Genomic DNA, 25,802 nt, shown 5'->3' with positions numbered 1-25,802 from the left:
ATAAAAGTCTTTTATTATATTCAAATTAAACTTAATACACAATATATATTTATTCATATTTAAATTGTAAGATAAATAAACATATAGTTTTATATGATTCACTCCTTAATTATTATCTTATTTGACCATTTCCAAATATTATATACTTATTAGTAGTAAGTTCTTTAAGTCCCATTGGACCTCTTGCATGTAGTTTTTGGGTGCTTATGCCTATTTCTGCTCCAAATCCGAATTCCTCTCCATCAGTAAATCTAGTAGAAGCATTCACATAAACTGCTGCTGCATCTACTTGTTGATGAAATTTTTGAGCATTTTGATAATCATTTGTTACTATAGCTTCAGAGTGTCCTGAGCCATATTTATTTATATGACTTATAGCTTCATCTATATCTTTTACTACCTTTATACAAATTATATAATCTAAATATTCTTTATAATAGTCCTCTTCATCTGCTAGTATTATGCCATTTACTATTTCTATAGATTTTTTGTCTCCTCTAACTTCTACTTTTCTTTGTCTTAATTCATCTACTATTACTGGAATAAATTCTTTTGCTATATCTTCTTGAACAAGTAATTTTTCCTCAGAGTTGCAAACTGCTGGTCTAGTAGTTTTTGCATTTATAACTATTTGTTTTGCCATTTCTAAGTCACTATTTTTATCAACATAAACATGGCAGTTTCCTGTTCCAGTTTCTATTACTGGTACCGTGGCATTTTCTACTACTGATTTTATTAGTCCAGCTCCTCCTCTTGGTATTAGCACATCTATATATTCATTTAGCTTCATCATGTTTTTAACAGTTTCTCTGCTTGTATCTTCTATTAATTGAATACAATCTACTGGCAACTGAGTTTTTTCTAAGGCTTTTTTTAATACTTCTACTATTTTTTTGTTGGAGTTTATGGCTTCACTTCCACCTCTTAGTATTGTTGCATTACCTGATTTTAAACATAGCCCTACTGCATCACAAGTAACATTTGGTCTTGCCTCATATATTATTCCTATTACTCCTAGAGGCACTCTTTTTTTCCCTATTTGTAGTCCATTTGGTCTAGTTACTATTGAACTTACTTCACCTACAGGGTCTTCTAAGCCCGCTACTTGTGTTAAGCCTCCACTCATTCCTTTGATTCTATCCTCATTTAAAAGCAATCTATCTATTATTGCTTCTGATGTTCCCTTATTTTTTGCATTTTCTATGTCAATTTTATTTGCTGCTATTATTTCCCTAGCATTTTCTAATAATGCTTTTGACATTTCATTTAGAGCTTTGTTTTTTTCATTTGTTGAAATATTTGATAATATGTACGCAGCTTCTTTTACTTTTTTACCTTTTAAAATTAACTCTTCCATCCAAAATTACTCCCTTTATATTTTGTTTATCTTTCTTTTCCCAGAAATAAAGTTCCTACATCGTCTCCATTTAATATATCAATAAGTCTACTTGGGTCTTTTCCATTTGCTAATATCATATTTGTGCCATTATCAGTTACAAGCTTGGCTGCATGTATTTTAGTTTCCATGCCACCTGTACCTAAATTACTTCCTGCACCTTCTGCAAAACTTTGTACTTCTTCCGTTATAGATTTCACTTCTTTTATAAGCTTTGCATCCTTATTTGTTCTTGGATTGGAATCATAGAAACCATCGATATCTGATAGTATTATTAAAAGATTTGCATCCACAATAGTAGAAACTATTGCTGCTAGATTGTCATTATCTCCAAATCTAGATACGTTTTCAATTTCATCTATAGATACACTATCATTTTCATTTACTATTGGAATTATTCCGCTTTCTAGCAAAGTTTCAAAAGTGTTTACAACATTATTTCTACTTCTTTCACATTCTATAATGTCTCTTGTTAAAAGTATTTGACCTACTGAATAGCCATATTCTCCAAATAGTTTGCTATAAATATTCATAAGTGCTACTTGTCCTACAGATGCTGCTGCCTGCTTTTCTCTAATAGTTTTTGGTCTTTCCTTTAAGTTCATTTTGCTTACTCCAACACCTATGGATCCAGATGTTACAAGGATTACTTCTTTCCCACTATTTATTAAGTCAGATATTGACATGGCTATTTTTTCAATTCTTCTTAAGTTTATGTTTCCATTGTCATAGGTTAAGGTTGATGTACCAATTTTTATAATTATCCTTTTTGAATTTTTAATATTTTCGCGATATTTCATTTTTCTCTCCTCTTAAGTTTCCTTCAATAATTTTATCTATTAATAAGCTTATAATAATATTATCATAAAAGTACAACGAACTAAAATATATTTACAGTTACAATGATTTTATAAAGCTAAAAAATCCCCACAAATGAACAATATCATCCATGGAGATTTTATTTATATAAAGATCTTTTAATATATCAAAACTAAACTTAATACACAATGTATATTTATCCATTTTTAAAATATACATGCTGCCCATTTTTCTATCATTAGGTTGCCAGAAGATATATGCAAACTCTCACATTCTACAACAATTTACTTATCTTATGAAAGATGGTTTCATTTTCTTTAATTTTTCCTTCGTTACCTACTACACAGCAGTAATGTTCATCCATTCCTGATTTAATCATTTTTGTATAAGCTTTTACATCTTCAATAGTTGTATTTAAAATTTCATCTCTTTCTCTTTGAACATCCTCATAGGTTATATTGCAAACATAATCTCTAACTGCTTTTTCACCTTTTTTATCAGGAGTCAATGGTTTATATACCCGACCTATTGTTCCAATTATGAAGTTTTCCATATCTTTATTCGTAAAATCCATATTTTCCAAGAACTTATGGGTTTCATTATATACATCTATTGTCCTTGTAAGATTTGGATCACGATAGGAGAAAAAGGCTAAATTTCCGTCATTAGTCATATGCATGTAACAGCCATAAGCTCCACCTTGAAGACGAACTTTAGGATATAAATATTCACTCTCTAATATGTTTTTAAGAACTTTCATCTCTCCTGAATACTTATAATCAAACTTGGCAAAGTTGAAGCCCTTAACTACATATTGTACATTGCTAGCAGTTATTAATCCCTCTACATCTTTTGATTGATTATATTCAAACTTAGGAACCTCACATATAACATCTTTAATATTATCTAAAATTATATTTATATTTGAAAGTAATTTTTTACTTTCAGTTTCTCCTCCAACTACTGAAACAATTAAATTATTCTTATTAAATATAGTTTCATACACTTTCGTAAGATTATTTTTAATTTCATCACTGCTATTTTCAAAATTCTTTTCTAAATTGCATATAAATTCATAATATGAAGCTCCATCAATTCTATCTCTATACTCTTGAGCATAAGAAAACTTAGAAAATACTCTAGTCATTGCAATTTCATTACCTGCATTTATAATCCTCATTTGAAGTTTTGACTTTGTCTCTTGAATAACTTGTTTAATTCTATTTACATCATCAAATTTAGTAGTAGTTATTATTTCATTGATTAGCTCTAATAACTTAGGAATATTATCTGAAATTGCCTTTGACTTAATAGTAAATTTAGGATGATACATCTTGTGATTATTCTTCTCAGTATAAATCTCATTTTTAAAGGTTATTCCCCCTGTATTTTTATAAACTTCCGTAACAAGCTCAGAGTAAATTTTTCTTTCTGTATCAAGTTCTCCTAACATATCTCTTAGAAGTCCTAAATAAGGAATATATTTTTCTTCAAGAATTTTTGCATCAAACAATAAATTTATATATGCTATTTTATTTGTGTGAATATGATGTTTAAGTATAGTTATTCCCTGTTCGTTTACAACTTCTTGAGGAATTTGTTCTGCTTTCTTATTTATCTCTTCCATAGGTAGTTTAGGAATAGTGTTCTTTTCTTCTTCTGTATCAACCTTAACTTGAGCTTCTTGTAGTTTTTTATTTCTACATATAAGTCCTTGTAAATCTCTTTCTGATAAAGAATTTCTATACTTTTCTAACTTTTCTTCTAGAGCCTTAATTTTTTCATTTTCTAATGCTTTTTTAGGATTTAAAATCACTAGTGAACAATGAGAATTTTTTATCATATTTTTTTCAATAAAACTCTCAAAATATCTATCTTTTATAGCTTCCTTTATATTATTAAGATTCTTTTCATACCTTAAATGAACAAGTGGATTTCCGTCATATATCCAACTATTCATAACTTTTTCATTATATTGAAGTCCCTTATTAGCAATTTTCCATGGATCAGCTTCACGAAGATTAAATTCAACTGTATTTATAGCTGCTAGTAACTGATTTGTATCAATACCATTCTTTACAAGCTCTTTAAGGGTATTTAAAACAATCTCTTTAAATTTATCCTTCATGTTACTATTTGTATTTTTAACAACTATTGGAAATAAGATTTGCTTTGTTGGGTCCATATTCATTTCATCAATAGTAATTATACATTCGCCTATACCTGCTTTAAGTAATGCTTCTTTAATAGGAGATGCAGAAGATTCAATAAGCATATTATAAAGTATTTCACTAGTTAAATATGCCTCAGCATTGCTTGTTTCCTCAAATACAAAACTTAAAGCTAAAAAAGCTTTGTTTTCTTCCTTTTCATCTTCGCTGATAGAATACTGTGATGTCTTTTCTACCATAGATTTAAAGGCTTCTACATTTTCTATATGTGAAGGTATTTCTATTCTATCAAACTCATTAAGATACTCATTATTTATAAGTTTTAAACATTCTTCTAAATTTTGATCTCCATACAAGAAAATATAGCTATTAGATGGATGATAAAACTTACTGTGAAACTTTTCAAAATCCTCTTGAGTAAGATTAGGTATGTCTTCTGGGTCTCCACCTGATACAAAAGCATAAGTAGTATTTGGAAATAAGGAACTATATATATGTTTACAAATTATTGCCTCTGGAGAAGACAGCGCTCCTTGCATTTCACTATATACTACACCTTTATAAGATAACTTATTTGTTTTTGGGTCAACTTCATATCTCCAACCTTCTTGGCGTAATATTTCATGGTTTTCATATATTCTAGGATGTAAAACTGCATCTAAATATACATACATTAAATTCATAAAATCCTTATGATTTCTACTTGAAACAGGATAAATAGTTTTATCTGTATAAGTCATAGCATCTAAGAAAGTATTTAAAGAACTCTTACCTATATCACCAAAAGGATCTTTAGTTTTGAATTTTCTTGAGCCACAAAGTACAGAATGCTCTAAAATATGTGCTACTCCTGTACTATCTGTGGGGGTTGTCCTAAATCCAATAGAAAATAATTTATTATCGTCTTCATTTTCTAAATGCAAAAGCCTTGCCCCACTTTTAACATGTTCAAACACTCTAGCTACTGATTGAATTTCATCAATCTTCTCTTCTTCTAATAACTTAAACCCATGATGCATTTCATTAATTTTAAATTCCATATCAATCATCTCCTTATAATTAATAAAAATTTATATATAAGCTGTAATTAAGTTTCTACATAATACAAATAGGCTTAAATATAAAATAATATTAATTAGAACTTCATATTAATTAACTTATAAAAGAAAAGCTTATTTGAATTATGTAGTTTCATTATTACAATCTATATGTTAAGACATATAAAATAAAAAAGTCATAGATATTCCTTGGCTAAAAACCTAAATTATCTACAACCTTCTATTTCTACAATATAGAATATAAAAAGTCACAGAGTATAAACAACCCCATGACTTAAAATATGAAAACAAATATTCTAAAAATTATCATAAAGGTCGTTCCAAACATTATTGAATTCATCTTTACCTATACTTCTTAAATTTTTCATTTACAAACGACCTCCCTTTTAATTATTTTTAACATATTCAGTTTATCATTATTTTACATATATGTAAATATGTTTTAAGATTTCTTTGATTCTCTAATTATTATAAGGGATTTCTTTCATCACAAGGGATATGCAGAGGTATAAGTAATAGATGTAAATTCATACTTATCTAATATATAAAAACATGTAATTCATAAATATAATCAACAGCTTTTCACTCATCTTGTTCTTGCTCCATATAGCTTTCTCCGTTCATTACTATTCTATTTTAGACAAACAAAAGGGGGAGACCTATCACTCCCCCTTTAATACACTCTGATTCATTTAGCTAAAGCTCAAAAAACTTTGTTGCAACATTTTTGCAAAATTCACTGTCATGCTCCACAAATAATAATGTTGGTGAATATTCAAGGAGTAACTGTTCTATCTGCATACGAGAGATGATATCAATAAAATTAAGTGGTTCATCCCAAATATGCAAATGAACTTTCTCGCAAAGACTTTTTGCAATCAACACTTTTTTCTTTTGGCCGCCGCTAAACGATGACATATCCTTTTCAAATTGAATTCTTGAAAAATCAAGTTTTCTTAAAATTGCTTTAAAAAGACTTTCATCAATATTGTTTTCAAAAGCGTAGTCAGTTAAATTGCCCTTAAGATGCGATGTATCCTGTGATACATAGGATATTTTAAGCTCACTTCCTTTTCTGAAAGTGCCTGTATATTTTATATTCTCATCACAAATAAGCTTGATAATGCTTGACTTTCCTGAGCCGTTTTTACCTTTGAGTGAAATTCGGTCACCTTGTTCAATACTAAAGCCAATATCTTTGCAAACCATGGTATTACCGTAAAAGATCGAAATATTTTCAAGTTCCACAAGTTTATTTTTATGATAAGCAAGTTGAGAAATCTTCAAGCTGTCGGAGCTTTCAATATTTTTGAGAAGCTTAGACTTTTCTTCAATAGAAGCTTGCTGTCTGTTTTCGATTGACTTGGAACGTTTCATCATTTTAGCAGCCTTATGGCCAACATAGCCTTTATCCAGCTTGGAGCCAGAGTTTGTTGTTCCTTTTTTTGATTTTTCCACTTCATGTGACCAATTGTTCGTTCGTTTGGCAGACTCCGATAGACGATTAATATCTCTTCTAAGCTTTTCGTTTTCTGCTAGCTCAAAGCCATCCTGCCTTTTTTTATTTTCCCACCAGCTGGAAAAATTACCTTTTTGTATTTCTATATTTGTCTTATTTATTGAGAGAATATGATCAATACAATTGTCCAAAAAAGACCTATCATGTGAAATCAGAATAAATCCTTTCTTTTTTCCTAAGTAATTACTGAGTTTTTTTCTAGCTTCAGCATCCAAATGATTTGTGGGCTCATCAATAAGTAGGAATGAATTCTCCTTCAAGAACATAGCGGCGAGCAATGCTTTGGTCTGCTCTCCTTTTGATAGTGTATAAAATTGTCTGTATAAAACATCATCCTCTATATCCAACAACGATAATTCTTTCATTATTTCCCAATCCATTGAATTTGGACTGATTTCCTTTATTATATCTATGGTGAAATTTTCTTGTTCCTGAACCTCATAAGGAAAATATTCAAAAGTTACATTAGCCGAAATATCTCCAGTATATTCGTATTTCCCAAGTAAAAGATTCAGAAAGGTAGTTTTTCCTCGTCCATTTCTTCCGGCAAAGCCCAATTTCCAATCGGTATCGATTTGAAAGCTGACATTTTCAAAAATAGTATCATAACTGCCTTCATAAGCGAAGGTCAGGTTTGTAACATTTATTAAAGACATATTTTTGTCCTCCTTTGTAATTAATGGTACAAATAACAAAGTCGGAATAATAGGCGACTGGTCTTACTCCATATAAATGTCGCCTGAAGTATCCGGCTCTATATAGAGATTATCATGTGTTAGCATAGTATCTTTATTTTCCATTATATTATCCATCCTCCTTATTCTCATTATTTATAAAAAATAAAAGCCGCAAGAAATTATTATTCTTACAGCTCATGAATATCCGTAGTTAAGCTAATCATTATAGCATAACATAAGAGTATACATTAAGAGAAAAAAGAACAACTTTCTTGCATAAGCACAACAAAATAAACAGAACACATCCGTTTATCTTTCTATCATATTGCACTTTAAAAATTAGCAAGAAAATTTAATCATCATTTCACCTCAAATTTCAAATTTATTGATATTGTACCACTATGCGTTGAAAAAATCAACAATTCCAATGATTTACCCAACTGATTTTGGAGCTTAAGAGTAATATTATCATGTAAACCAAAAAGGATGAGTTCATGGATTTTGTCCATGAGCCCATCCTAAATTTATGGTTTTTAAAATTACTTCATTGATTCCATAATACTGTCAACAATGGCATCCATTGAATCACCATCTTCTTCTTTCAGGCTAGAGTTCACTGTTATATCACTGTCTAAAATAGTCATTTCTTTCATCTGCCCCAAAATATCACGCATCAACTTGCCGGATTGAGGAGCCCATGACCCATTTTCTATAATAGCAAAAGTACGTTTTTGAAGATTTAATGCCTTCATATCCATTATATAATTTAGCATCGGTGGATAAATATTTAAGTTGTAGGTCACTGATGCAAGAACCACATGGCTATACTTGAATGTCTCAGAAATCAAATAAGAGACATGAGTTTTTGAAACATCATACATAACTACATTTGTCATTCCCTTTTCCACTAACCTTGTTGCTAAGTCGTTGGCAGCAGCCTCTGTATTGCCGTACATTGTTCCATAAACAATCATTACACCCTTTTCCTCTGGTTCATAGCGACTCCACTTATCGTACTTATCTAACAAGTATCCAAAATCATTACGCCATACCGGTCCATGTAGTGGGCAGATAATCTTAATGTCGAGACTGCCGGCCTTCTTCAAAAGAGCCTGAACATGGGGACCATACTTACCTACAATGTTTGTATAATACCTTCTAGCATCGTCAATCCAATCGCGGTCAAAGTTCAACTCGTCATTAAATAGCTTACCATCCAATGCGCCAAAAGACCCGAAGGCATCAGCAGAAAATAGTACACCGTTGGTAGTATCATATGTTACCATAGCTTCTGGCCAATGTATCATTGGAGCAGACACAAATGCAACGTTATGTTTTCCAAAGGACATAGTATCCCCTTCGTTGACTTCTATTAATTTGCCATCCACTTGGAACCCAAACTGACGCATAAACAAGGAAGCTTTTTCAGTACATACAACTTTTACATTTGGATAACGAAGAATAATCTCTTCAATGCAGGCTGCATGATCTGGCTCCATATGGTTGATTATCATGTAATCTAAAGTCCTATCGCCTAGAACCTCTTTAATATTCTCAAGTAACTGACGACAAATTGACCAGTCCACCGTATCAAAGAGTACTGTCTTCTCATCTAAAAGTAGATAAGAGTTATAGGAAACACCTCGTTGAATAGGATGAATGTTTTCAAATAGAGCAAGTCGACGGTCGTTGCCACCAACCCAATAAAGATCCTCAGTTATATTTCTAACACAATACATAGATTTAATCCTCCTTTAAACTAGAAAAACCTTATTATGTCTAACTATTATAGAAATCAAACTTCTATAAACATATCTTTTTCTTCACCACAAGCAGGACATGTCCACTCTTCAGGTAGATTTTCAAAGAGTGTGCCTGGAATTACCTCGCCTTCGGGATCACCCACGCTAGGATCGTATTCATAACCACATCCGTTACATACATGATATTTCCAGCTTGGAGCAACTTTCTTTGGAACAGCTCTCTTAATCTTCTTCATTGCTGGAGCCTCCTTCTTAGGTTCTCCGTTGTCTAAAGCGACAGTAAGCAATGGCAATATTTCCATTAAATCGCCAACGATACCATAGTCTGCGTTCTTAAAAATTTTCGCATTAGCATTGATATTTATAGCAACAATTGTAGAAGCATCCTTTATACCTTTTAAATGTTGACCTGCACCTGAAATACCACAGGCAATGTAAAGATTTCCCTTAAATTTTTGACCTGACATACCAACATAACGATTTATTGGTACATACTTAAGGGTTTCAGCTACTGGACGAGATGAACCTATAGCTGCACCGGCTTGAACTGCCAAATCTTCTATAAGCTTCATATTTTCTTTTTCACCTATGCCTTGACCTACGCTGACTACCCTTTCAGCTTTGCTTATAGGAGTGTCCATAGGAATTCCCACTGTGAAATCATAGCCATCTGCCTTAAGGGCTTCTACAAGAGCATTAACTCTTTCTTCAGCAGTTCCACTCTTGAAAATAACTTTCTTACGGTAACCTGTGGCAGGTCCGCTTTTAGAACTTTTACCTACATGCTCTGTCTTCGGCATTTTACCGATGATATTAGCAGCGATAACCATACGTTGAATCTCATTCGTTCCTTCATATATTGTACAAATCTTGGCATCTCTATAGGCACGTTCAACTTCCATGCCTTTTAGATAACCACTTCCACCAAATATTTGAAGAGCATCATTTACAATCTCAAGGCAAACATCAGAAGCGTATTGTTTAGCCATAGCAGATTCCATACTGTAATGCTCATGATTTTCTTTTAGCTCTGCTGCACTGTAAATAAGTAACCTAGCTGCTCTAAGTTTTGTGGCCATATCAGCCAATTTAAAAGAAATGACCTGTTGTTGACAGATAGGTTTTCCAAATTGAATTCTTTCTTTTGAATACTCTAGTGCATTCTCATAAGCACCTTGGGCAATACCAAGAGCCTGAGCTGCAATACCAATACGACCACCATCCAAGGTTGACATAGCAATCTTAAAACCATCACCCTCGTTACCTAATAAATTTTCCTTAGGTATTTTCACATCGTTGAAAATAAGCTCTGCAGTTGCAGAAGAACGAATACCCATCTTGTCGTAATGTTGTCCGAAGCTAAAGCCTTCCCAGCCCTTCTCTATGATAAACGCACTGATGCCACGAGTACCTATATTTGGTGTAGTAACTGCAAAAATGATGTAAGTCTCAGCTTCACCTCCGTTGGTGATGAAGATTTTTTCACCATTTAAAATATAATAATCACCTTCTAAGACAGCAGTAGTCTCAGTACCACCTGCGTCACTACCAGCATTCTCCTCCGTTAAACCAAATGCACCAAGCTTCTCTCCTTTTGCTAATGGAACCAAGTATTTTTGTTTTTGTTCTTCTGTTCCATAGGCAGCAATTGGATATGCACCTAAAGATGTATGAGCGGAAAGAATTACGCCTGTACCACCATCCACTCTTGATAATTCCTCAACAGCCATTGCATAGCTGATTACGTCCAATCCTGCTCCACCGTACTCTTTCGGATATGGTATACCCATCATACCCATATCAGCTAGCTTTTTAATTGCTTCCGAAGGGAATTTATTTTCCTGATCCAACATAAAGGCAATAGGTTTAACTTCCTCTTCAGCGAACTTTCTGATTTTTGTCCTCAAATTTTCATGTTGTTCTGTAGTCTTAAAAAACATAAATACACCTCCCCATAATTAAAACGATTTCATGAATGCACTTCCCTGATGAATTTGTAGCAATCGAAATTCCTTAAACTCAAGTGACTCCTTCAAGTCTTTCTCCCCTAGAAGTCATCTAATCAATGTATTTGTTATTTCCTATTATATTCCGAATACTTCTTACTAAATGCATACAATAATTACATAATTTATTATACTACTTAATAATTATTATTACAACTTTGATTTGGTACAATTTTCTAATAGTTACAGGTAAATGGATTAATATGGAGTGTTCTGAGTAAAATAATCCTATAAAATGTACAAATTTCTTTGATTTTCTTAGTATCTCGCTCATGTACTGAAAAGTAGCTACCATAATATGGCCATATTTGCTTAAAAACAAGTAAAAATGTATTTCTGCCTTTTTACTTTGGTGAACACTACATGAATGATCTGTCTAATCTAGGTAGTCCTATCCTTTAGGGCAATTCAGCATTAATAGCTGATTTTAATACAATTATTTTTATACCATAAGTTGTCAGTATCAAAGTGGAAATACATCAATATAATATATTAGATCAATATTTAGTGGTGTAAAATGGGAAAAGGATATATAATAGTTCAACTTTCAAAGGAACAAGAAGCTTTACCTATCACAAGTGCAAAGATAAGAATTAGAGATCATGAAACAAAAGAGGTTATTTTTGAGACAGACAGTGGTGTAGATGAAAGTGGCAGAAGTCAGGTTATTGAGTTAGAAGCTCCGGATAAAAGTTTGTCATTAGAACCAATGAATAAAATATACATTCCTTATGCTAGATATGATATGTTAATAAGAGCAGAAGGATATAATGATGTTCAAATAGAAGGAGTTAGTATTTTTGATGAAACTACTTCTATTCAAAATGTGTCATTAAATGAGAGGGTTAAAATTGGTGCGGCTGATTTCTATAACACAACGGAAGAGAGGATTGTAATACCTCCTCATCAATTATTATTGGATGTTCAAAGAGATCAGAAAACCGGTATATTATCTCAACCTTTTGTATTAAGAGAAGTATATATACCAGAGTATATTACAGTACACCTTGGAGCGCCTAGTGCATTTGCTCAAAATGTCACTGTCAGATTCGTAGATTACATTAAAAATGTTGCTTCCCATGAGATTTACCCAACATGGCCTGAAGAATCTCTAAGAGCCAATATTTATGCACAAATAACCTTTGCCCTTAACAGAGTTTATACAGAATGGTATGTAAGTAGAGGATACTCATTTCAAATAACAAATTCTACAGCCTATGATCAATACTTTATAAATGGAGGAAATATATTTGAAAATATAAGCAAAATTGTAGATTCTATTTTTAATGAATATTTTTCTATAGTTAATAGCAAAGCACCATATTTTACACAATACTGTAATGGTACAACCTCTAGGTGTAATGGGTTATCTCAATGGGGAACTGTAGACTTAGCAAACTCTGGTATAAATGCTTTTGAAATGCTACAGTATTATTATGGTAATGATAAAATACTAAAAAGAACTCCAATAATTGCGGGGCTAGTAGAGTCATATCCAGGATCAGCAATAAGGATCAACGACAGAAATTCCAATGTAACTATAATACAACAACAATTAAATAGAATATCGCAAAATTATCCAGCTATTCCTAAGTTAATTCCTGTAGATGGAATCTTTGGGCCTAACACTGAAGCCTCCGTTAAAGTATTTCAAAGAGTATTTAATTTAGTTCAAGATGGAATAGTTGGAAGAGCAACTTGGTATAGGTTATCAGCAATTTATACTGCTGTAAAAAGATTAGCTGAATTAGATCCAGAAATAGAAGAATATATGATTATAGAAGAGTTCGATGCAAATTTTGATGGAGAATATCCTTTAGAAGGATTAAAATATGGTTCTAAAGGAGGAAAAGTAAGGGAGATACAAGTATATTTAAGTACCCTAGCAGAGGCTTATGGGCTTAAGAAAAATACTATAACTGGTATTTTTGATTATAGAACTCTGGAAACCTTAATGGAATTTGAAAAAGCATTTAATTTAGCTCCTTTAAAATCAATTGATAGAAAGCTTTGGAATATTATATACTGTGCATATCTAGATTTAACAGAACTCTACTCAGTGGAGGATTTAACTAGATATCCAGGGTATGTTTTAAGGAAAAACTTCAGCAATAAAGATGTTAGAAGACTTAAAACAATGCTTAGAAAGATATCTACACTCTATAAAGAGATACCAGAAGTTAATGTTGATAGAGATTTTGATGGAAAAACACAAGATACCGTACTAAGATTTCAAAAAACTTTTGGATTAGTTCAAGATGGTGAGGTGGATATTAATACTTGGCGGAATATTGTATTTGTGTATTTGGAGTTAGACTCTGGTAGGAATATAAATACATCAGACATCCTTTTCCCATTCCCATTTGAACTAAAACTTGGAGATAACAATGGATATGTTGCTGTTCTTAAGGAGTATATGAATGTTTTGGCTAAAAACGGATATAACATAAGGATTTTACCTGTAGACAATATATTTGACTTAGCAACTGAAAGAAATGTTAAGAGTCTTCAAAAGGTATTTGGCTTAAGGAGAACTGGGGTTGTGAATAGAATAACCTGGGACAAAATTGCATCAACCTATGACGATTTCTTCACTGGTAGAAGGTAATTTTAGTTGAAGCATAATATAAGTCCAATGTTTTTGGCCCTGTAAAGAATTTTGTGTAAACTAAATAAATTCAACTCCTCCTTGGTAATAGTTGTTAATAACAATACATTCCAAGGAGGAGTTTTTCATGGTGCTAAAGACGTTTTAGGCATGATGTGCTACCTACATGTTGAATATCTAAAACATATTTTCCTATCACTGAATATAGTAATTCTTCTTTATCATACTCTTTTTTTCATTGATTAGTATTTATTATATTAATTTTCAAATAGAGGATTAATTACCTCATTATTGAAAAACAATTGTCTATTTGTTCATATTATGATAATTTATTTATAAACTATCATAATATGAAAGAAGGGAATATATTTGAATGTTAAATTTAAAAAAGAGTACAAAATCAACATCTATGATGTTGATTCTAAACTACAATGTAAATTTTCATCTTTAGTAGATTACTTATGGGATATTGTTATTTCGCAATCTGAGTCCTTAGGTGAAACAGAAAAAGGATTCGTACATAATAATTGTTTTTGGGTTCTTTTGAAGTATGATATAAATATATATGAATATCCTAAATTTAAAGAAATCATAAGTGTGGATACTGAGGTATTAGGCGTTAAGAAGTTTTATGGTTACAGAGGATATACTATTAAAAATTCACAAGGTAAAGTTATAGCTGAGGCACTTTCTATAGCTATATTAATTGATATTGAAAAGAGACGTCCTATGAAAATATCCCCTGACCAATATGAAATATATGGAATTAAAGGCGAGTTAGAAGAACCTATTCCTTTAGATGATATATTGAAGTTAGAAAAAGAAGACTATTCTAATGACTATCCTATTAGATATAGTGACATTGATTCAAATAGTCATGTTAACAATGTGAAATATATGGAAATGGCACTAGATACACTGCCAAGATCTATTTTGAAAGAATATAGCTTATCTAATATTAAGGTGTTATTTAAAAAAGAAACAACTGACGGAGATACCCTTCATATTTCTAGTGAAGTAATAGAAAATAAAGATGATGAACTTACTACTCTTCACACTATTATAGGTAATGATAAAAAGCTTCTTACGAAATTACAATTTAAATGGAAAAGGAATAGCTAAAATGCTATTCCTTTAGATAGAGCTGCATATATTTTAAGTATATACTATGTTAAGGTTCAATAAGACTTAAATCTGAATTAGAAAGAAGTTCTCTTAGATTTAAATACATCCTATGTTAAGGTTCAATGAGATATACAATAAAACCAATGAATCATAATGACAATTTAAATACATCCTATGTTAAGGTTCAATTTCAAGTGATGGAGAATATGTATTTAAAGTACAAGAATTTAAATACATCCTATGTTAAGGTTCAATTCTTGCATGCTTTACATCTATCAACAATAATTCTCTATTTAAATACATCCTATGTTAAGGTTCAATGTTAGTTATCCCTCTATCAAGGCCAGTACTTCCAGAATTTAAATACATCCTATGTTAAGGTTCAATCACTGTAATCAAGCCATTTCATATTTTCATTATACACTCTAAAACATTGTAAATAAATGGTTTATTTACAATTTTACCAACTGCTTTGTGTTTTTTAAAAAATCATAAAAAACTCCTCACAAGCCTTCAGTTATCAATGGATTGCGAAGAGTTTTGTTTTAGATTAGGTTGGTAAAATTGATTTTTAGTTATAATATAAAAATTATTTAGTAAGTTCCATGATATAATCCTTAAATTGTGAGCCACTTCTCATTAACTCACCCATAACCTTATCTATTCCATTTTCTGAATTAAACCAATTGCCCTTGTTAATTCCTTGTACTTCTGATGGGCAAATGATTAGTTCTGACTCTGGATATGCCCACTGATAATACATAAAACAACGTCTTGCATGAAAACTCTTACAGCAAATTATTGCTTTATTTATATGCAAATCTAATTTATCTGTAACTTCACGAGATTTAAAAGCATTTTGATATGTATATTCAGCATTGTCTTCCCTTAAAATTGCATTTTTATCAACACCATTTTTAATCAAAACATCATTTAAAAAATCCCACTCTGTGGTATATATATCATTATATTTCTCTGCTTTTGATGATGGTTTTGGAAAGCATCCACGTTTAGGACTATATTTTCCAGAAGGCAGAATGAGTGGTGCATACTTATTTTTCCAAAGTTCAGCTGCCTTTTCAAGATCATTCTCAAGGAAAATAAAATTTGTAATATCAGTTATAGTTTTCATATTCCCTCCATAAGTTACTGTATTTTTCAATATAAATAAGGGCTTATTATTGCTGTTATAATATATATTTACAGACCTAATATGTTACGATATTTACCTAAAAATTTATCATTTAATATCCTTTTTTCAAAACAGTCTAGGTTATTTATATTACGATTCAGCGTAATGAGCATAGCGTAGATTTCTTAAAAATTAGACTTCAACCTCTAATCCATCCCAACTTGCATATGAATAAGCAAAAGTCTCTTTTGCATTCAGTTCTACATCAGTCCTAGATTCCATGTTTATATATCTACTAGCATCAATAATTTTAATGCTATAATTTAAATCTTTGATGAACGTTAAGCTTAAATTCTTTAGATGTGAGAACGAAATAACCTACATCAATATAATCTGGTGTACTTATTCCCAATGGCTTATTATTTTTAAATAGTCTTAGCAGTTCTAATGTCTGTTCATTTGATACTTTTTCTAAAAAACGACTTATGGTAATGTGTGCCCCCCAAGGGAATTTAAGCTGTATCCCCTTTTTCATTGCATAATCAACTATTTTTCTTGCATTCTCAAAAAATGCAAGATTGGGATTACCTCCCACAATTCCGCTGTCTTGATTCATTAACCACTGATTGTATTCTATTCTTACATTTTTAACTAAAGGTAAATTAGCACAAAGGATGCTAGTGATACTCTCTAAAACTCTATTATCAACAGCGAAATTATCCGATACTTGGAAAGTAGCCAATGTAGTGTGTATGTTGTCTTCATTATATCTAATTGAAGGAATAATTTTGTTAATTTTTTCAGATACTTCATTAATACCATCTACTATATTATTAGAATGTCTATAAGCGATAATGTATCCACCTTGATTATCAATGAATTTAGGAACTATCCCCTCTGATTCAATTTTAGATGTATCTCTAAATTCTTTATATATCCCTTCTTGTCTTTCGATAAAATCTGAGAAAGTCATTTTATTCACCATCCTTAATGTATTCATAGTTTATATACTTTCAATTATAATACATTATGATAGATATATGTAATTCATTTCCATAAAAATTAACTACAGATTAGGTTTTATCGTATTACCGATATTTTTTATTGATTATCAATAATTTTTTATTGATTTTTGTTTAAGATGATGCTATTATAAAATCATAAAGAACAAAGGAGAGATTTTTATATGAAAAAATTTATTTATTTTTTACCATTTATTCTAAGTGCTTGTTGCTTTATTGCTTTTAGTATTATAGGTTCAAAAGTAGCCCCTGATGGAACCCTTGTTGAGCCATTTTTCTTAATACCTATAGCATATATATTATTATTAGTTGGAATAATTCTATTATCAATTAAAACAATGTATTTTCTATATAAAAAGTGTATAAAAGCCTAAGTTTAGGCTTTTATACACTTTTTAAGTGAGTATGTGTGTCATTTATTCTGTTTTAATCTTTATTTTCATTATAGTAAATAGATTTATATATTGAAGTTTTTCTAGCTCCATTTAATCCTGCAAAAATTGTATGAGTCGGCATGTTATTTACCTAAAAGGTAAAACTGGTCGTATTCCAACAGCAGCCTCCAAGGTGGCAATAAGATTTTCATCCTTTTTTCTTTTATCCTCTGAAACGAACTTCACTATAGCTTCTTTTTTTGCATCAAGAAAAATTAATTCTCTTATTTCTTGCATTTCCATTTTTGATGCTAAATCTTCATTATGCCTCTTCAAAAGTTTCTTAAGCTCATATTCATCAACTAATAATTCCATTTTAAAAATAGCTGATAGAAAGTTACTTTCTCCTCCACTTTTTAAATAATAAGATCTTAAGCTTTTCACAATACTTTTATTTTCAACTTCAATACCTAGTTCTTCTAAAATTTCTTTTTTTATATTATGCTCTAAATCTATGATGTCTCCTTTAATGTCACCCTTATCTATGCCACCACCAATAAACTGTAGCTTAAAAGGAAAGGCTGTCCCCTCATTCATTTCCCCAATTGCAAACTTATTATCACTAGTTTGAATCAAAACAGAAGTATGAATAACCCTGCAGTCATTTTCTTCATATTTATTTTTATGTATGGTATATAAAAAATGAGCATAATCAGTTAACCCAACGAAAATCTTTAAACCGCTTTCACTAACTACTATATTATTAATTGTGAAAATATCTCCATTAAAGAACCTTTTACCACCACTTAACATATCCTCCCAATGTCTTTTAACTTGTTCACTATACTCCTTAGGTAAGGATTTTTTCTCATTTGTATAATACACTTTTAGCTTATCATTAAATTCAGAAATAATAGTTTCTTCCATGTTATTTTTTCCCTTTCTTAAATATCTAGCGAATTCATTAGTTATTGATTTTCATAAGCTTCTTCAAATCAAATTGCGATTTCCTTTTTTAATAATCTAGGAGAAATAATTTTAGCATGTCATGTTAAGGTTCAATCACTGTAATAAAGCCATTTCATATTTTCATTATACGCTCTAATCCATTGTAAATAAAGGGTTTATTTACAATTTTACCAACTGCCTTGTGTTTTTTAAGAAATCACAAAAACTCCTAGCAATCCTTCAATTAGCAATGGATTGCGAAGAGTTTTGTTTTAGATCAGGTTGGTAAAATTAATCTTTAGTTATAATATAAAATTGCTATTTTATAAGTATAAATTCATCAATGTCTTTTTAATAGAAATTTGTGTATTAGCATTTAACACATCCTTTATTTCCAGACAAAACCAACTTATCATATATGAATTATCCGTAACCGCATAGTATTGATAATGTCTATTAAGCTTTTCCTTTGTTAAATCAAATATATCTCCTATATGAAGCTTGTTCTTAACCGATTTAACCAATTGATTAAATTTCTTTACCTTTGCTCTGAATTTCTTTTTACTTGTTTTTCGCTTAACTCTAAACTTTCCATTTCTACTTTTACCATAATAATGAGTGAATCATTTCTAAAATAATGCGCTACGGATTCAAAAAAGCACTTATTATAGATTCAATTTTTTAATTGCCCATTGAGCCATTTCTCTTACCTTTGAATTGCTATCGTTACAAGCGTACAGTATGTGTTCTCTATATTGCTCATTATAGTCATTTACCATTGCGTTAATAGCATTAACTTTCCATTTCCAAACATCAGCTTTTTCTATATACCAAAACTTAGACTGCATTACTTCTTCTAAAAAAGAATAATCCATTTTAAGAATTTTTTCTAAGGATATATGTTTACTTAATTCTTGCAGATTAGGAAACTCTTCTGTTTCCTTCCAACGGTTTTTATTCATAGGGCAAACATCTTGACAGACATCACATCCATAAACCCAATTCCCTATTTGTTCTCTGTATTTTTCGTTAGGCATATCCCTACCCATAAACGTAGTTATACAAGATACACACGCAACAGGGTTCATTGTATATGGCTTAGATAAGGAAGCTGAAGGGCAAGCTTTTATGCATAGATTACACCCTTCAGCGCAAACTTTTACTTTTGGTACTTCTATAGCTTCAAGTTCTTTATCAATGAGCCATGCTTCTAAAGACAGCCATGAGCCATTTTCAGTGTAAAAAAAGTTATTCTTTCGAACTATTCCAAGGCCAGCTTTCAATGCCGCCCAGCGTAATGCTGTAGAACCAAATTTACGCTCATTTTCTGCTCTAAGTCCCAAATCTTGCATATATTTTTCAAATTTTAAGCTATCTTGAAAATCTCTAGAGTTTTCATCTTTTCTTATATCAACTAAATAATATTTTGCAATCATACCTTTCAAATGCTTTGGAATATGATATTTTCCATATCTTCTTACGCATATGACAATTGATTTTGCCCAAGGATGGGTATCTTCTAAATGTGTAAAACGATAAAGATTTTGGTAAAAACCTTTGGCTTCTGGAATGATATCAATCCTTTCATTGAGTTTTTCCTCATATCCATTCATCTGGGAGATCTTAATAATTCCACACTTTTCATATCCCATTTCCAGTGCTGCACTTTTTATTTTCTCTGCCAATAAAGTCATTTTCCACACTTCTTTCTAAATTGATGATTATAATTAATCTCTTTCAACTATTAAAGCAGTTCCTTGTCCTCCACCAATGCATAGAGTAGCAAGTCCCTTCTTCGCATCCCTTTTCTCCATAGCATGTAGCAATGTTACCAAAATACGTGCACCAGATGCACCTATAGGATGTCCAAGTGCTATAGCTCCACCATTAACATTAACTTTACTCATATCTAAATTTAAATCTTTAGTTATGGCTATACTTTGAGATGCATAGGCTTCATTTGCTTCAATTAAATCTAAATCTTCACCTTTTAAGTTAATTTTATCTAAAGCAGCTTTTGTTGCGTAAAATGCACCATATCCCATTATTGCTGGATCTAATCCAGCTGATCCATAGGAACTAATTTTAGCAAGTGGTTTTATTCCTAGAGCTTTAGCTTTATCTGCACTCATTATTACTAATGCTGCTGCTCCATCATTTAGTCCTGATGCATTTCCTGCTGTCACTGTACCATTTTCTTTAAAAATAGGCTTAAGTTTTTTTAATGCTTCTATAGTATTACCAAACCTAGGGAATTCATCTTGGTCAAATATTATTTCACCTTTTTTTGTTTTAATTACTACAGGAACTATTTCATCTTTAAATTCTCCGTTCTTAATAGCTATTTCGGCTTTTTGTTGTGATAGAAGTGAAAATTCATCTTGTTCTTCTCTTGTTATATTCCACTTTTCTGCTACATTTTCTGCTGTTACTCCCATATGATAGTCATTGAAAGCGTCCCATAAACCATCTTTTATCACTTCATCAACTAGTTCACCATGTCCCATTCTTTGTCCCCATCTTGCATTATTAAGTAAAAATGGTGCGCTAGACATGTTTTCCATACCACCTACTACAATAGCATCAGCATCGCCAGCTTTTATAATTTGAGCTGCCAAACTTACAGATCTTAATCCTGATCCACAAACTTTATTAATTGTAAATGCAGGTATTTCTAAAGGTAATCCTGCTTTCACAGCAGCTTGTCTTGCTGGATTTTGGCCTAAACCTGCTTGAAGTACATTACCAAAAATAACTTCGTTGATTTCATTAGGGTTTATATTTGCTCTTTTAACAGCCTCTTTTATTACTGTTGTGCCTAATTCAACTGCTGGTACATCTTTTAAAGTTTTACCATATGCTCCTATTGCAGTTCTTACTGCGCTTACTATTACTACATCTCTCATTTTTTATTCCTCCTATAATCTAATACATCCTTGTCATTTTTTTAGCAAATCCTATTATGCAAATTCATTTATTTTTATTGATATATTGATATAAGATTATGCTCAAAACTTACTTAATCAATTTTATAGCTGCCTATGAATTTATACTATCAAGGAACTATATATTTGTAAAATTGATATATTCGAATTGACAATTCGATTTTATCAATATATTATTAACTTAATATAAAGATTGAGGTGAAATAAATGGATATTAGACACTTTAAAACCTTTAAAAGTATTATTGAAGAAGGTAACTTTTCAAATGCTGCAATGAAATTGGGGTATACACAATCCACTGTTACCTCACAAATTCAGCAGTTAGAGCAGGAACTCTCAATCAAGTTATTTCAAAAAATTGGTCGCAATATGGTATTAACGACCTTGGGAAAAGAATTGATACCTTATGCAAATGAATTACTTAATATAGTGAAAAAAATTGAGAGTATTGGTAAATATGACGAAAATATTACAGGAGAATTAAAAATTGCAGTTGCAGAATCATTGATGTCTTATAAATTACAAACTGTATTGAGCTTGTTCAAAGAAAAAGCTCCTAATGTAAAACTTTCTATAATTTCTCTCAATTGCTATACTATAAAAAATATCTTATCGAATGGTGAAGTAGACCTTGGTTTAATGTATGATGTAGGAAGTCAAAATGATAATTTAACTACTGTTAAGCTTTCTGATTTCAATTTAGCTTTAATTTGTTCGCCATTATTCAAACAAGAAAATTTAGATTTTTGTAAGCCAAATCAAAAAATAAATACAAGCCTTATCATTAATGAAGTTGAATCCATTTATCGGAAAATAATTGAAAGTTATTTTTTTGATAAGAATATATTCTTAAATAATACAATTGAACTCGGGAGCATAGAAGCGATAAAAAAATGTGTTGCAAGTAATTTGGGAATTTCGTTCTTACCTCGATTTACAGTAGAAGAAGAACTTGAAAATGGTAAGTTAAAAGAACTTAACGTTGGCTGTTCTGATACTAACGTTACAGCAATATATGCTTATCATAAAAACAAATGGGTTAGCCCTACAATGTCGTTGTTTATTGAATTAGTAAGAGAAAACTTTAATATTAGCTAAATGTTTTTTACATCATCATAATTATTTTTCCTATTGTATGTTCTAATAGATAATATTTTTTGAAATTTTCTTTATATTATCATCATTATTATAGCAAAAATAATAAACTAGAAACTTCTTGGTTCACTGTAATGTATCGCACTCTTATACCAAGATAATTGATTCTAAGGTAAGAAAACCAAAATTCATATAGTTATTACAATATATTGAAATTGGTGCTATACTTAAAAATACGGATTGTATATTATAATTAAATATAAATATTGTTTATATAATAAGGGGAGAGCTATATGAGAACAATTGTAGCTATTGGTGGTGATTTACGCTTGGCTGAAACTCTGGAAATTGATAAATATGAATTAAACACTTTCAATTTTTCACCAGTATCTGAAATTCTATAAACTTATGTATAATTATAATTTATTATTTTTATGGAGAGTGATATATTAATGAAATTTATAGATATAGAAAGCTGGAAGAGAAAAAACCACTATAATTTTTTTAAGGAATTTGATTACCCTCATTTTAATATTTGTAGTAACGTGGACATTACAAAATTTTATAGTTATATTAAAGAAAATGAAATCTCTTTTTTTATATCGTTTTTGTATGTTGCTACAAAAGCAGCAAATGATATAAAAGAATTTAGATATAGGATCAGAGACGATAAGGTCATTGAACATGAAGCTATAAATCCTGCTTTTACTATCATGGGTGAAGATGAAGTATTTAGCTTTTGTAGCTCAAAATTCATAAATGAATTTAATGATTTTAAAATTAGTACATCTAAAGAAATCGAGAAAACAAAAAATAATATAATTATAGAAGATGAACCTGGATGTGATGACCTTTTATATATGACCAGTATTCCTTGGGTTTCATTTACTGGTGTAACTCACCCAATTCAGATGAATCCTGTTGACAGCGTTCCTAGAATAGCATGGGGTAAATATTTTGAGGAAAATGAAAAGATTAAGCTGCCACTATCTGTTCAAGTTCATCATGCCTTGGTTGATGGCTTACATGTTGGACAATATTTTAATGCAATTCAAGAGATTTTAGATAATCCTTCAAAATATTTATAGAATATATTTGCAAAGGTACTCTTTATTAAGGATAGTTTTAGAAATACTATCAATAGTTAAAAAGATGATTCCTATATTGAATCATCTTTTTAACTATTGATATATTTAACTTTTAGTACAAGTTCTATTTTACGTACATCTCCATAATATCGTTGATTTTCCAACCCCATTAGTTCTATGAATAAGTGCCAATTTCTTTATACAATATCTTCTATTGCAAATTTAAAATATTCTTGGGAACAGTACACCATCAGACAATCTACTTATAATATTCTGAGCTGTTTCCTCAATATATGTTAATATTTTTTCATATGGAATATAGATAGGTTCTGAAGCTTTATGTTCCTGATTAAAATTTTTTTCTATTACCCAATTTATACCTAGGATTAATTCCTTATCCGTAATGTATCCATTGACGCAATGAGGTTCCACATTTTTCAATAAATTGCATATATCTTCCATTTCACTATTATCTTTTACAAGCCTAAAATCATGACTATCTAAATCATATAAGATCTTATCTCGAAATAATATATCAGTTGGCTCTATGCCCAAAGTTTTCATTTTTGTTACAAAGTTCGGTCTAACTGTAATAAGAAACATTTCATCTGAAAGCAAATGCACTACATATCCTCTATATAAGTCGATTATATTGTTCTCTTTAGATATATTATTATTTATAAAACTAGCGACCCTATTATGAAACATTGTAAGATTCTCTGTCTTATTAAAATCTACATCTGCAATGTTATCTCTCATGTGTGAGTGTTTTTTATCTGCTCTTACAACGCCTTCCCTCACACGAATTAAATCTGGTGCTATTGAGCCTGCATAAAACAATCCTTTATTTGTAATTATTCCATCGGGTAATTCATTTATTATTCTATTGGCAATTACCAAATGTGTTATAATACCCGCCATATTATCTCCCCGTTCGAATTTTTTAAACTAGTACTAAATGTTGTTGAACACGTTGATTTTCCACTTGCACTACTTCACCTAATACCGTAATTGTTATTAACTTCATTTTAATATGTAATATTAAGTATATTTTAACATATAAATACATAAATTAGCAGTAAAAACAAGAATCTTCTATCAATATAGTAAGATTCTTATTTTACAAATTTATCAAAAAATTCACTTGCTTATGATATGGTTCACCATATCTATTTTATCTGCGATTTTTACTATTGTATATGTTTAGTTGATTTTACAACACCAATAGGTCTATGAATAAGTATTAAATTATTTATACAATGTCTTCTATTCCAAATTTAAAATATTCTTGGGAACACTACACCATCAGATAATCTACTTATAATATTCTGAGCTGTTTCCTCAATATATGTTAATATTTTTTCATATGGAATATAGATAGGTTCTGGAACTTCATGTTCCTGATTAAAATTTTTTTCTATTACCCAATTTATACCTAGGATTAATTCCTTATCCGTAATGTAGCCATCGACACAATGAGGTTCCACATTTTTCAATAAATTGCATATATCTTTTATTTCAGTATTATCTTTTATAAGTCTAAAATCATGACTATCTAAATCATAAATTCACTTTTTTATGCTTACAGCGCTTGCATACTGTTAGTTTTTTATCGTTATCTAGTAAAATATCATATAATAGTTTAATTCTTTTCGTTTTACAGACAGGACATGTTCCCCTACCTCTAGCAGGTAAATGAATTAATCCCTTTCCTCTATGATTCTTAGACATTTCAATCCCCCTCTATAGAATTATTTACATCCTTTAAGTTTTTATAGACAATCTTTCTTATGGACTCACTGCTCAAACAAAATAGTTCAGACAACTCATCCATAGTTAAACCATCTTTATACTTTTTTAAAATTTCATTATTTCTGAAAGTAATCTCCTCCCTTGAACCACTTTTTTTACCCCAATTTCTTCTCACATTATCCAATTGAGGTATATATACTCTCTCACCTTGAACATAGGTTTGAATTTCCCTTAAAAGTTCAGGAGGAAAAATATCTTTTGCATTTTTATAGTTCAATAAATAGACCTCCTTCAATACTCAAGC

20 protein-coding genes, 1 pseudogene and 1 CRISPR repeat array are annotated in these 25,802 nt (G+C 30.5%); of the genes and pseudogenes, 5 read left to right on the top strand and 16 right to left on the bottom strand.

The window, feature by feature from the left end:
- Window positions 1–112: 112 nt before the first annotated feature.
- The 6 genes from ACI48Q_RS09575 to ACI48Q_RS09550 form a co-directional block, all read right to left on the bottom strand.
- Complete coding sequence (locus ACI48Q_RS09575; protein ID WP_474918858.1) at window positions 113–1,357, bottom strand: glutamate-5-semialdehyde dehydrogenase; 1,245 nt, start codon at window positions 1,355–1,357, stop codon at window positions 113–115.
- 26 nt (window positions 1,358–1,383) lie between these two features.
- Window positions 1,384–2,196 carry a glutamate 5-kinase gene (proB, locus tag ACI48Q_RS09570; protein ID WP_474918857.1) on the bottom strand — a complete coding sequence of 271 codons (813 nt, stop codon included), beginning with the start codon at window positions 2,194–2,196 and terminating at the stop codon, window positions 1,384–1,386.
- 293 nt (window positions 2,197–2,489) lie between these two features.
- The gene (locus ACI48Q_RS09565) at window positions 2,490–5,426 is read right to left on the bottom strand and encodes an insulinase family protein (RefSeq protein WP_474918856.1); all 2,937 of its coding nucleotides are present in this window, start codon (window positions 5,424–5,426) and stop codon (window positions 2,490–2,492) included.
- Between the two features lie 714 nt (window positions 5,427–6,140).
- Window positions 6,141–7,619, bottom strand: coding sequence for an Lsa family ABC-F type ribosomal protection protein (locus ACI48Q_RS09560; RefSeq protein ID WP_474918855.1), 1,479 nt, complete (start codon window positions 7,617–7,619; stop codon window positions 6,141–6,143).
- A gap of 560 nt (window positions 7,620–8,179) precedes the next feature.
- Window positions 8,180–9,379: an FprA family A-type flavoprotein gene (locus ACI48Q_RS09555; RefSeq protein WP_474918854.1), complete on the bottom strand. Its 1,200-nt coding sequence runs from the start codon at window positions 9,377–9,379 to the stop codon at window positions 8,180–8,182.
- A 56-nt stretch (window positions 9,380–9,435) separates the two neighbouring features.
- Window positions 9,436–11,343, bottom strand: a complete 1,908-nt coding sequence (locus ACI48Q_RS09550) for an acyl-CoA dehydrogenase family protein (RefSeq protein ID WP_474918853.1) — start codon at window positions 11,341–11,343, stop codon at window positions 9,436–9,438.
- A 583-nt stretch (window positions 11,344–11,926) separates the two neighbouring features.
- Between ACI48Q_RS09550 and ACI48Q_RS09545 the strand changes: the two genes are divergently transcribed.
- Window positions 11,927–14,017, top strand: a complete 2,091-nt coding sequence (locus ACI48Q_RS09545) for a peptidoglycan-binding protein (RefSeq protein ID WP_474918852.1) — start codon at window positions 11,927–11,929, stop codon at window positions 14,015–14,017.
- Between the two features lie 369 nt (window positions 14,018–14,386).
- Window positions 14,387–15,139, top strand: coding sequence for an acyl-[acyl-carrier-protein] thioesterase (locus ACI48Q_RS09540; RefSeq protein WP_474918851.1), 753 nt, complete (start codon window positions 14,387–14,389; stop codon window positions 15,137–15,139).
- 31 nt (window positions 15,140–15,170) lie between these two features.
- Window positions 15,171–15,529: a CRISPR direct-repeat array (repeat unit 30 nt; unit sequence ATTTAAATACATCCTATGTTAAGGTTCAAT).
- Between the two features lie 202 nt (window positions 15,530–15,731).
- On the opposite strand, the gene ACI48Q_RS09535 is transcribed toward ACI48Q_RS09540, so the two are convergent.
- Complete coding sequence (locus ACI48Q_RS09535) at window positions 15,732–16,274, bottom strand: YdcF family protein (protein WP_474918850.1); 543 nt, start codon at window positions 16,272–16,274, stop codon at window positions 15,732–15,734.
- A gap of 316 nt (window positions 16,275–16,590) precedes the next feature.
- Window positions 16,591–17,247, bottom strand: coding sequence for a hypothetical protein (locus tag ACI48Q_RS09530; protein WP_474918849.1), 657 nt, complete (start codon window positions 17,245–17,247; stop codon window positions 16,591–16,593).
- A gap of 213 nt (window positions 17,248–17,460) precedes the next feature.
- Between ACI48Q_RS09530 and ACI48Q_RS09525 the strand changes: the two genes are divergently transcribed.
- Complete coding sequence (locus tag ACI48Q_RS09525) at window positions 17,461–17,670, top strand: DUF3955 domain-containing protein (protein WP_474918848.1); 210 nt, start codon at window positions 17,461–17,463, stop codon at window positions 17,668–17,670.
- 55 nt (window positions 17,671–17,725) lie between these two features.
- Here ACI48Q_RS09525 and ACI48Q_RS09520 read toward each other — a convergent pair.
- The 4 genes and pseudogenes from ACI48Q_RS09520 to ACI48Q_RS09505 form a co-directional block, all read right to left on the bottom strand.
- Window positions 17,726–17,812: pseudogene (locus ACI48Q_RS09520) on the bottom strand (ATPase); the annotation flags it as partial.
- A gap of 5 nt (window positions 17,813–17,817) precedes the next feature.
- The gene (locus ACI48Q_RS09515) at window positions 17,818–18,597 is read right to left on the bottom strand and encodes an NUDIX hydrolase (protein ID WP_474918847.1); all 780 of its coding nucleotides are present in this window, start codon (window positions 18,595–18,597) and stop codon (window positions 17,818–17,820) included.
- A gap of 686 nt (window positions 18,598–19,283) precedes the next feature.
- A complete protein-coding gene (locus ACI48Q_RS09510) occupies window positions 19,284–20,312 on the bottom strand; it encodes an epoxyqueuosine reductase (RefSeq protein ID WP_474918846.1) in 1,029 nt (342 codons plus the stop codon).
- Between the two features lie 33 nt (window positions 20,313–20,345).
- A complete protein-coding gene (locus ACI48Q_RS09505; protein ID WP_474918845.1) occupies window positions 20,346–21,524 on the bottom strand; it encodes an acetyl-CoA C-acetyltransferase in 1,179 nt (392 codons plus the stop codon).
- 246 nt (window positions 21,525–21,770) lie between these two features.
- Here ACI48Q_RS09505 and ACI48Q_RS09500 point away from each other — a divergent pair, with 246 nt between their 5' ends.
- Both ACI48Q_RS09500 and ACI48Q_RS09495 read left to right on the top strand, forming a co-directional pair.
- On the top strand, window positions 21,771–22,661 hold the full coding sequence (locus ACI48Q_RS09500) for a LysR family transcriptional regulator (protein ID WP_474918844.1): 891 nt from the start codon (window positions 21,771–21,773) through the stop codon (window positions 22,659–22,661).
- 449 nt (window positions 22,662–23,110) lie between these two features.
- A complete protein-coding gene (locus ACI48Q_RS09495) occupies window positions 23,111–23,746 on the top strand; it encodes a CatA-like O-acetyltransferase (RefSeq protein WP_474918843.1) in 636 nt (211 codons plus the stop codon).
- A 222-nt stretch (window positions 23,747–23,968) separates the two neighbouring features.
- On the opposite strand, the gene ACI48Q_RS09490 is transcribed toward ACI48Q_RS09495, so the two are convergent.
- From ACI48Q_RS09490 to ACI48Q_RS09475, 4 genes are all read right to left on the bottom strand, one after another.
- The gene (locus ACI48Q_RS09490; protein ID WP_474918842.1) at window positions 23,969–24,667 is read right to left on the bottom strand and encodes a zinc dependent phospholipase C family protein; all 699 of its coding nucleotides are present in this window, start codon (window positions 24,665–24,667) and stop codon (window positions 23,969–23,971) included.
- A gap of 356 nt (window positions 24,668–25,023) precedes the next feature.
- Complete coding sequence (locus ACI48Q_RS09485; protein WP_474918841.1) at window positions 25,024–25,242, bottom strand: hypothetical protein; 219 nt, start codon at window positions 25,240–25,242, stop codon at window positions 25,024–25,026.
- Window positions 25,243–25,306: 64 nt separating this feature from the next.
- Window positions 25,307–25,477, bottom strand: a complete 171-nt coding sequence (locus ACI48Q_RS09480; protein WP_474918840.1) for a hypothetical protein — start codon at window positions 25,475–25,477, stop codon at window positions 25,307–25,309.
- 1 nt (window position 25,478) lies between these two features.
- Window positions 25,479–25,775, bottom strand: coding sequence for a CD3324 family protein (locus ACI48Q_RS09475; RefSeq protein ID WP_474918839.1), 297 nt, complete (start codon window positions 25,773–25,775; stop codon window positions 25,479–25,481).
- Window positions 25,776–25,802: the final 27 nt, after the last annotated feature.

This window comes from Clostridium sp. LXY-7, from assembly GCF_056172015.1.
This window is presented reverse-complemented; position numbering and strand designations above follow the sequence as displayed.

Coding starts and splice junctions, on each gene's coding strand:
- ACI48Q_RS09575 (WP_474918858.1), bottom strand. CDS start 1,357: ATGGAAGAGTTAATTTTAAAAGGTAAAAAAGTAAAAGAAGCTGCGTAC.
- proB (WP_474918857.1), bottom strand. CDS start 2,196: ATGAAATATCGCGAAAATATTAAAAATTCAAAAAGGATAATTATAAAA.
- ACI48Q_RS09565 (WP_474918856.1), bottom strand. CDS start 5,426: ATGGAATTTAAAATTAATGAAATGCATCATGGGTTTAAGTTATTAGAA.
- ACI48Q_RS09560 (WP_474918855.1), bottom strand. CDS start 7,619: ATGTCTTTAATAAATGTTACAAACCTGACCTTCGCTTATGAAGGCAGT.
- ACI48Q_RS09555 (WP_474918854.1), bottom strand. CDS start 9,379: ATGTATTGTGTTAGAAATATAACTGAGGATCTTTATTGGGTTGGTGGC.
- ACI48Q_RS09550 (WP_474918853.1), bottom strand. CDS start 11,343: ATGTTTTTTAAGACTACAGAACAACATGAAAATTTGAGGACAAAAATC.
- ACI48Q_RS09545 (WP_474918852.1), top strand. CDS start 11,927: ATGGGAAAAGGATATATAATAGTTCAACTTTCAAAGGAACAAGAAGCT.
- ACI48Q_RS09535 (WP_474918850.1), bottom strand. CDS start 16,274: ATGAAAACTATAACTGATATTACAAATTTTATTTTCCTTGAGAATGAT.
- ACI48Q_RS09530 (WP_474918849.1), bottom strand. CDS start 17,247: ATGACTTTCTCAGATTTTATCGAAAGACAAGAAGGGATATATAAAGAA.
- ACI48Q_RS09525 (WP_474918848.1), top strand. CDS start 17,461: ATGAAAAAATTTATTTATTTTTTACCATTTATTCTAAGTGCTTGTTGC.
- ACI48Q_RS09515 (WP_474918847.1), bottom strand. CDS start 18,597: ATGGAAGAAACTATTATTTCTGAATTTAATGATAAGCTAAAAGTGTAT.
- ACI48Q_RS09510 (WP_474918846.1), bottom strand. CDS start 20,312: ATGACTTTATTGGCAGAGAAAATAAAAAGTGCAGCACTGGAAATGGGA.
- ACI48Q_RS09505 (WP_474918845.1), bottom strand. CDS start 21,524: ATGAGAGATGTAGTAATAGTAAGCGCAGTAAGAACTGCAATAGGAGCA.
- ACI48Q_RS09500 (WP_474918844.1), top strand. CDS start 21,771: ATGGATATTAGACACTTTAAAACCTTTAAAAGTATTATTGAAGAAGGT.
- ACI48Q_RS09495 (WP_474918843.1), top strand. CDS start 23,111: ATGAAATTTATAGATATAGAAAGCTGGAAGAGAAAAAACCACTATAAT.
- ACI48Q_RS09490 (WP_474918842.1), bottom strand. CDS start 24,667: ATGGCGGGTATTATAACACATTTGGTAATTGCCAATAGAATAATAAAT.
- ACI48Q_RS09480 (WP_474918840.1), bottom strand. CDS start 25,477: ATGTCTAAGAATCATAGAGGAAAGGGATTAATTCATTTACCTGCTAGA.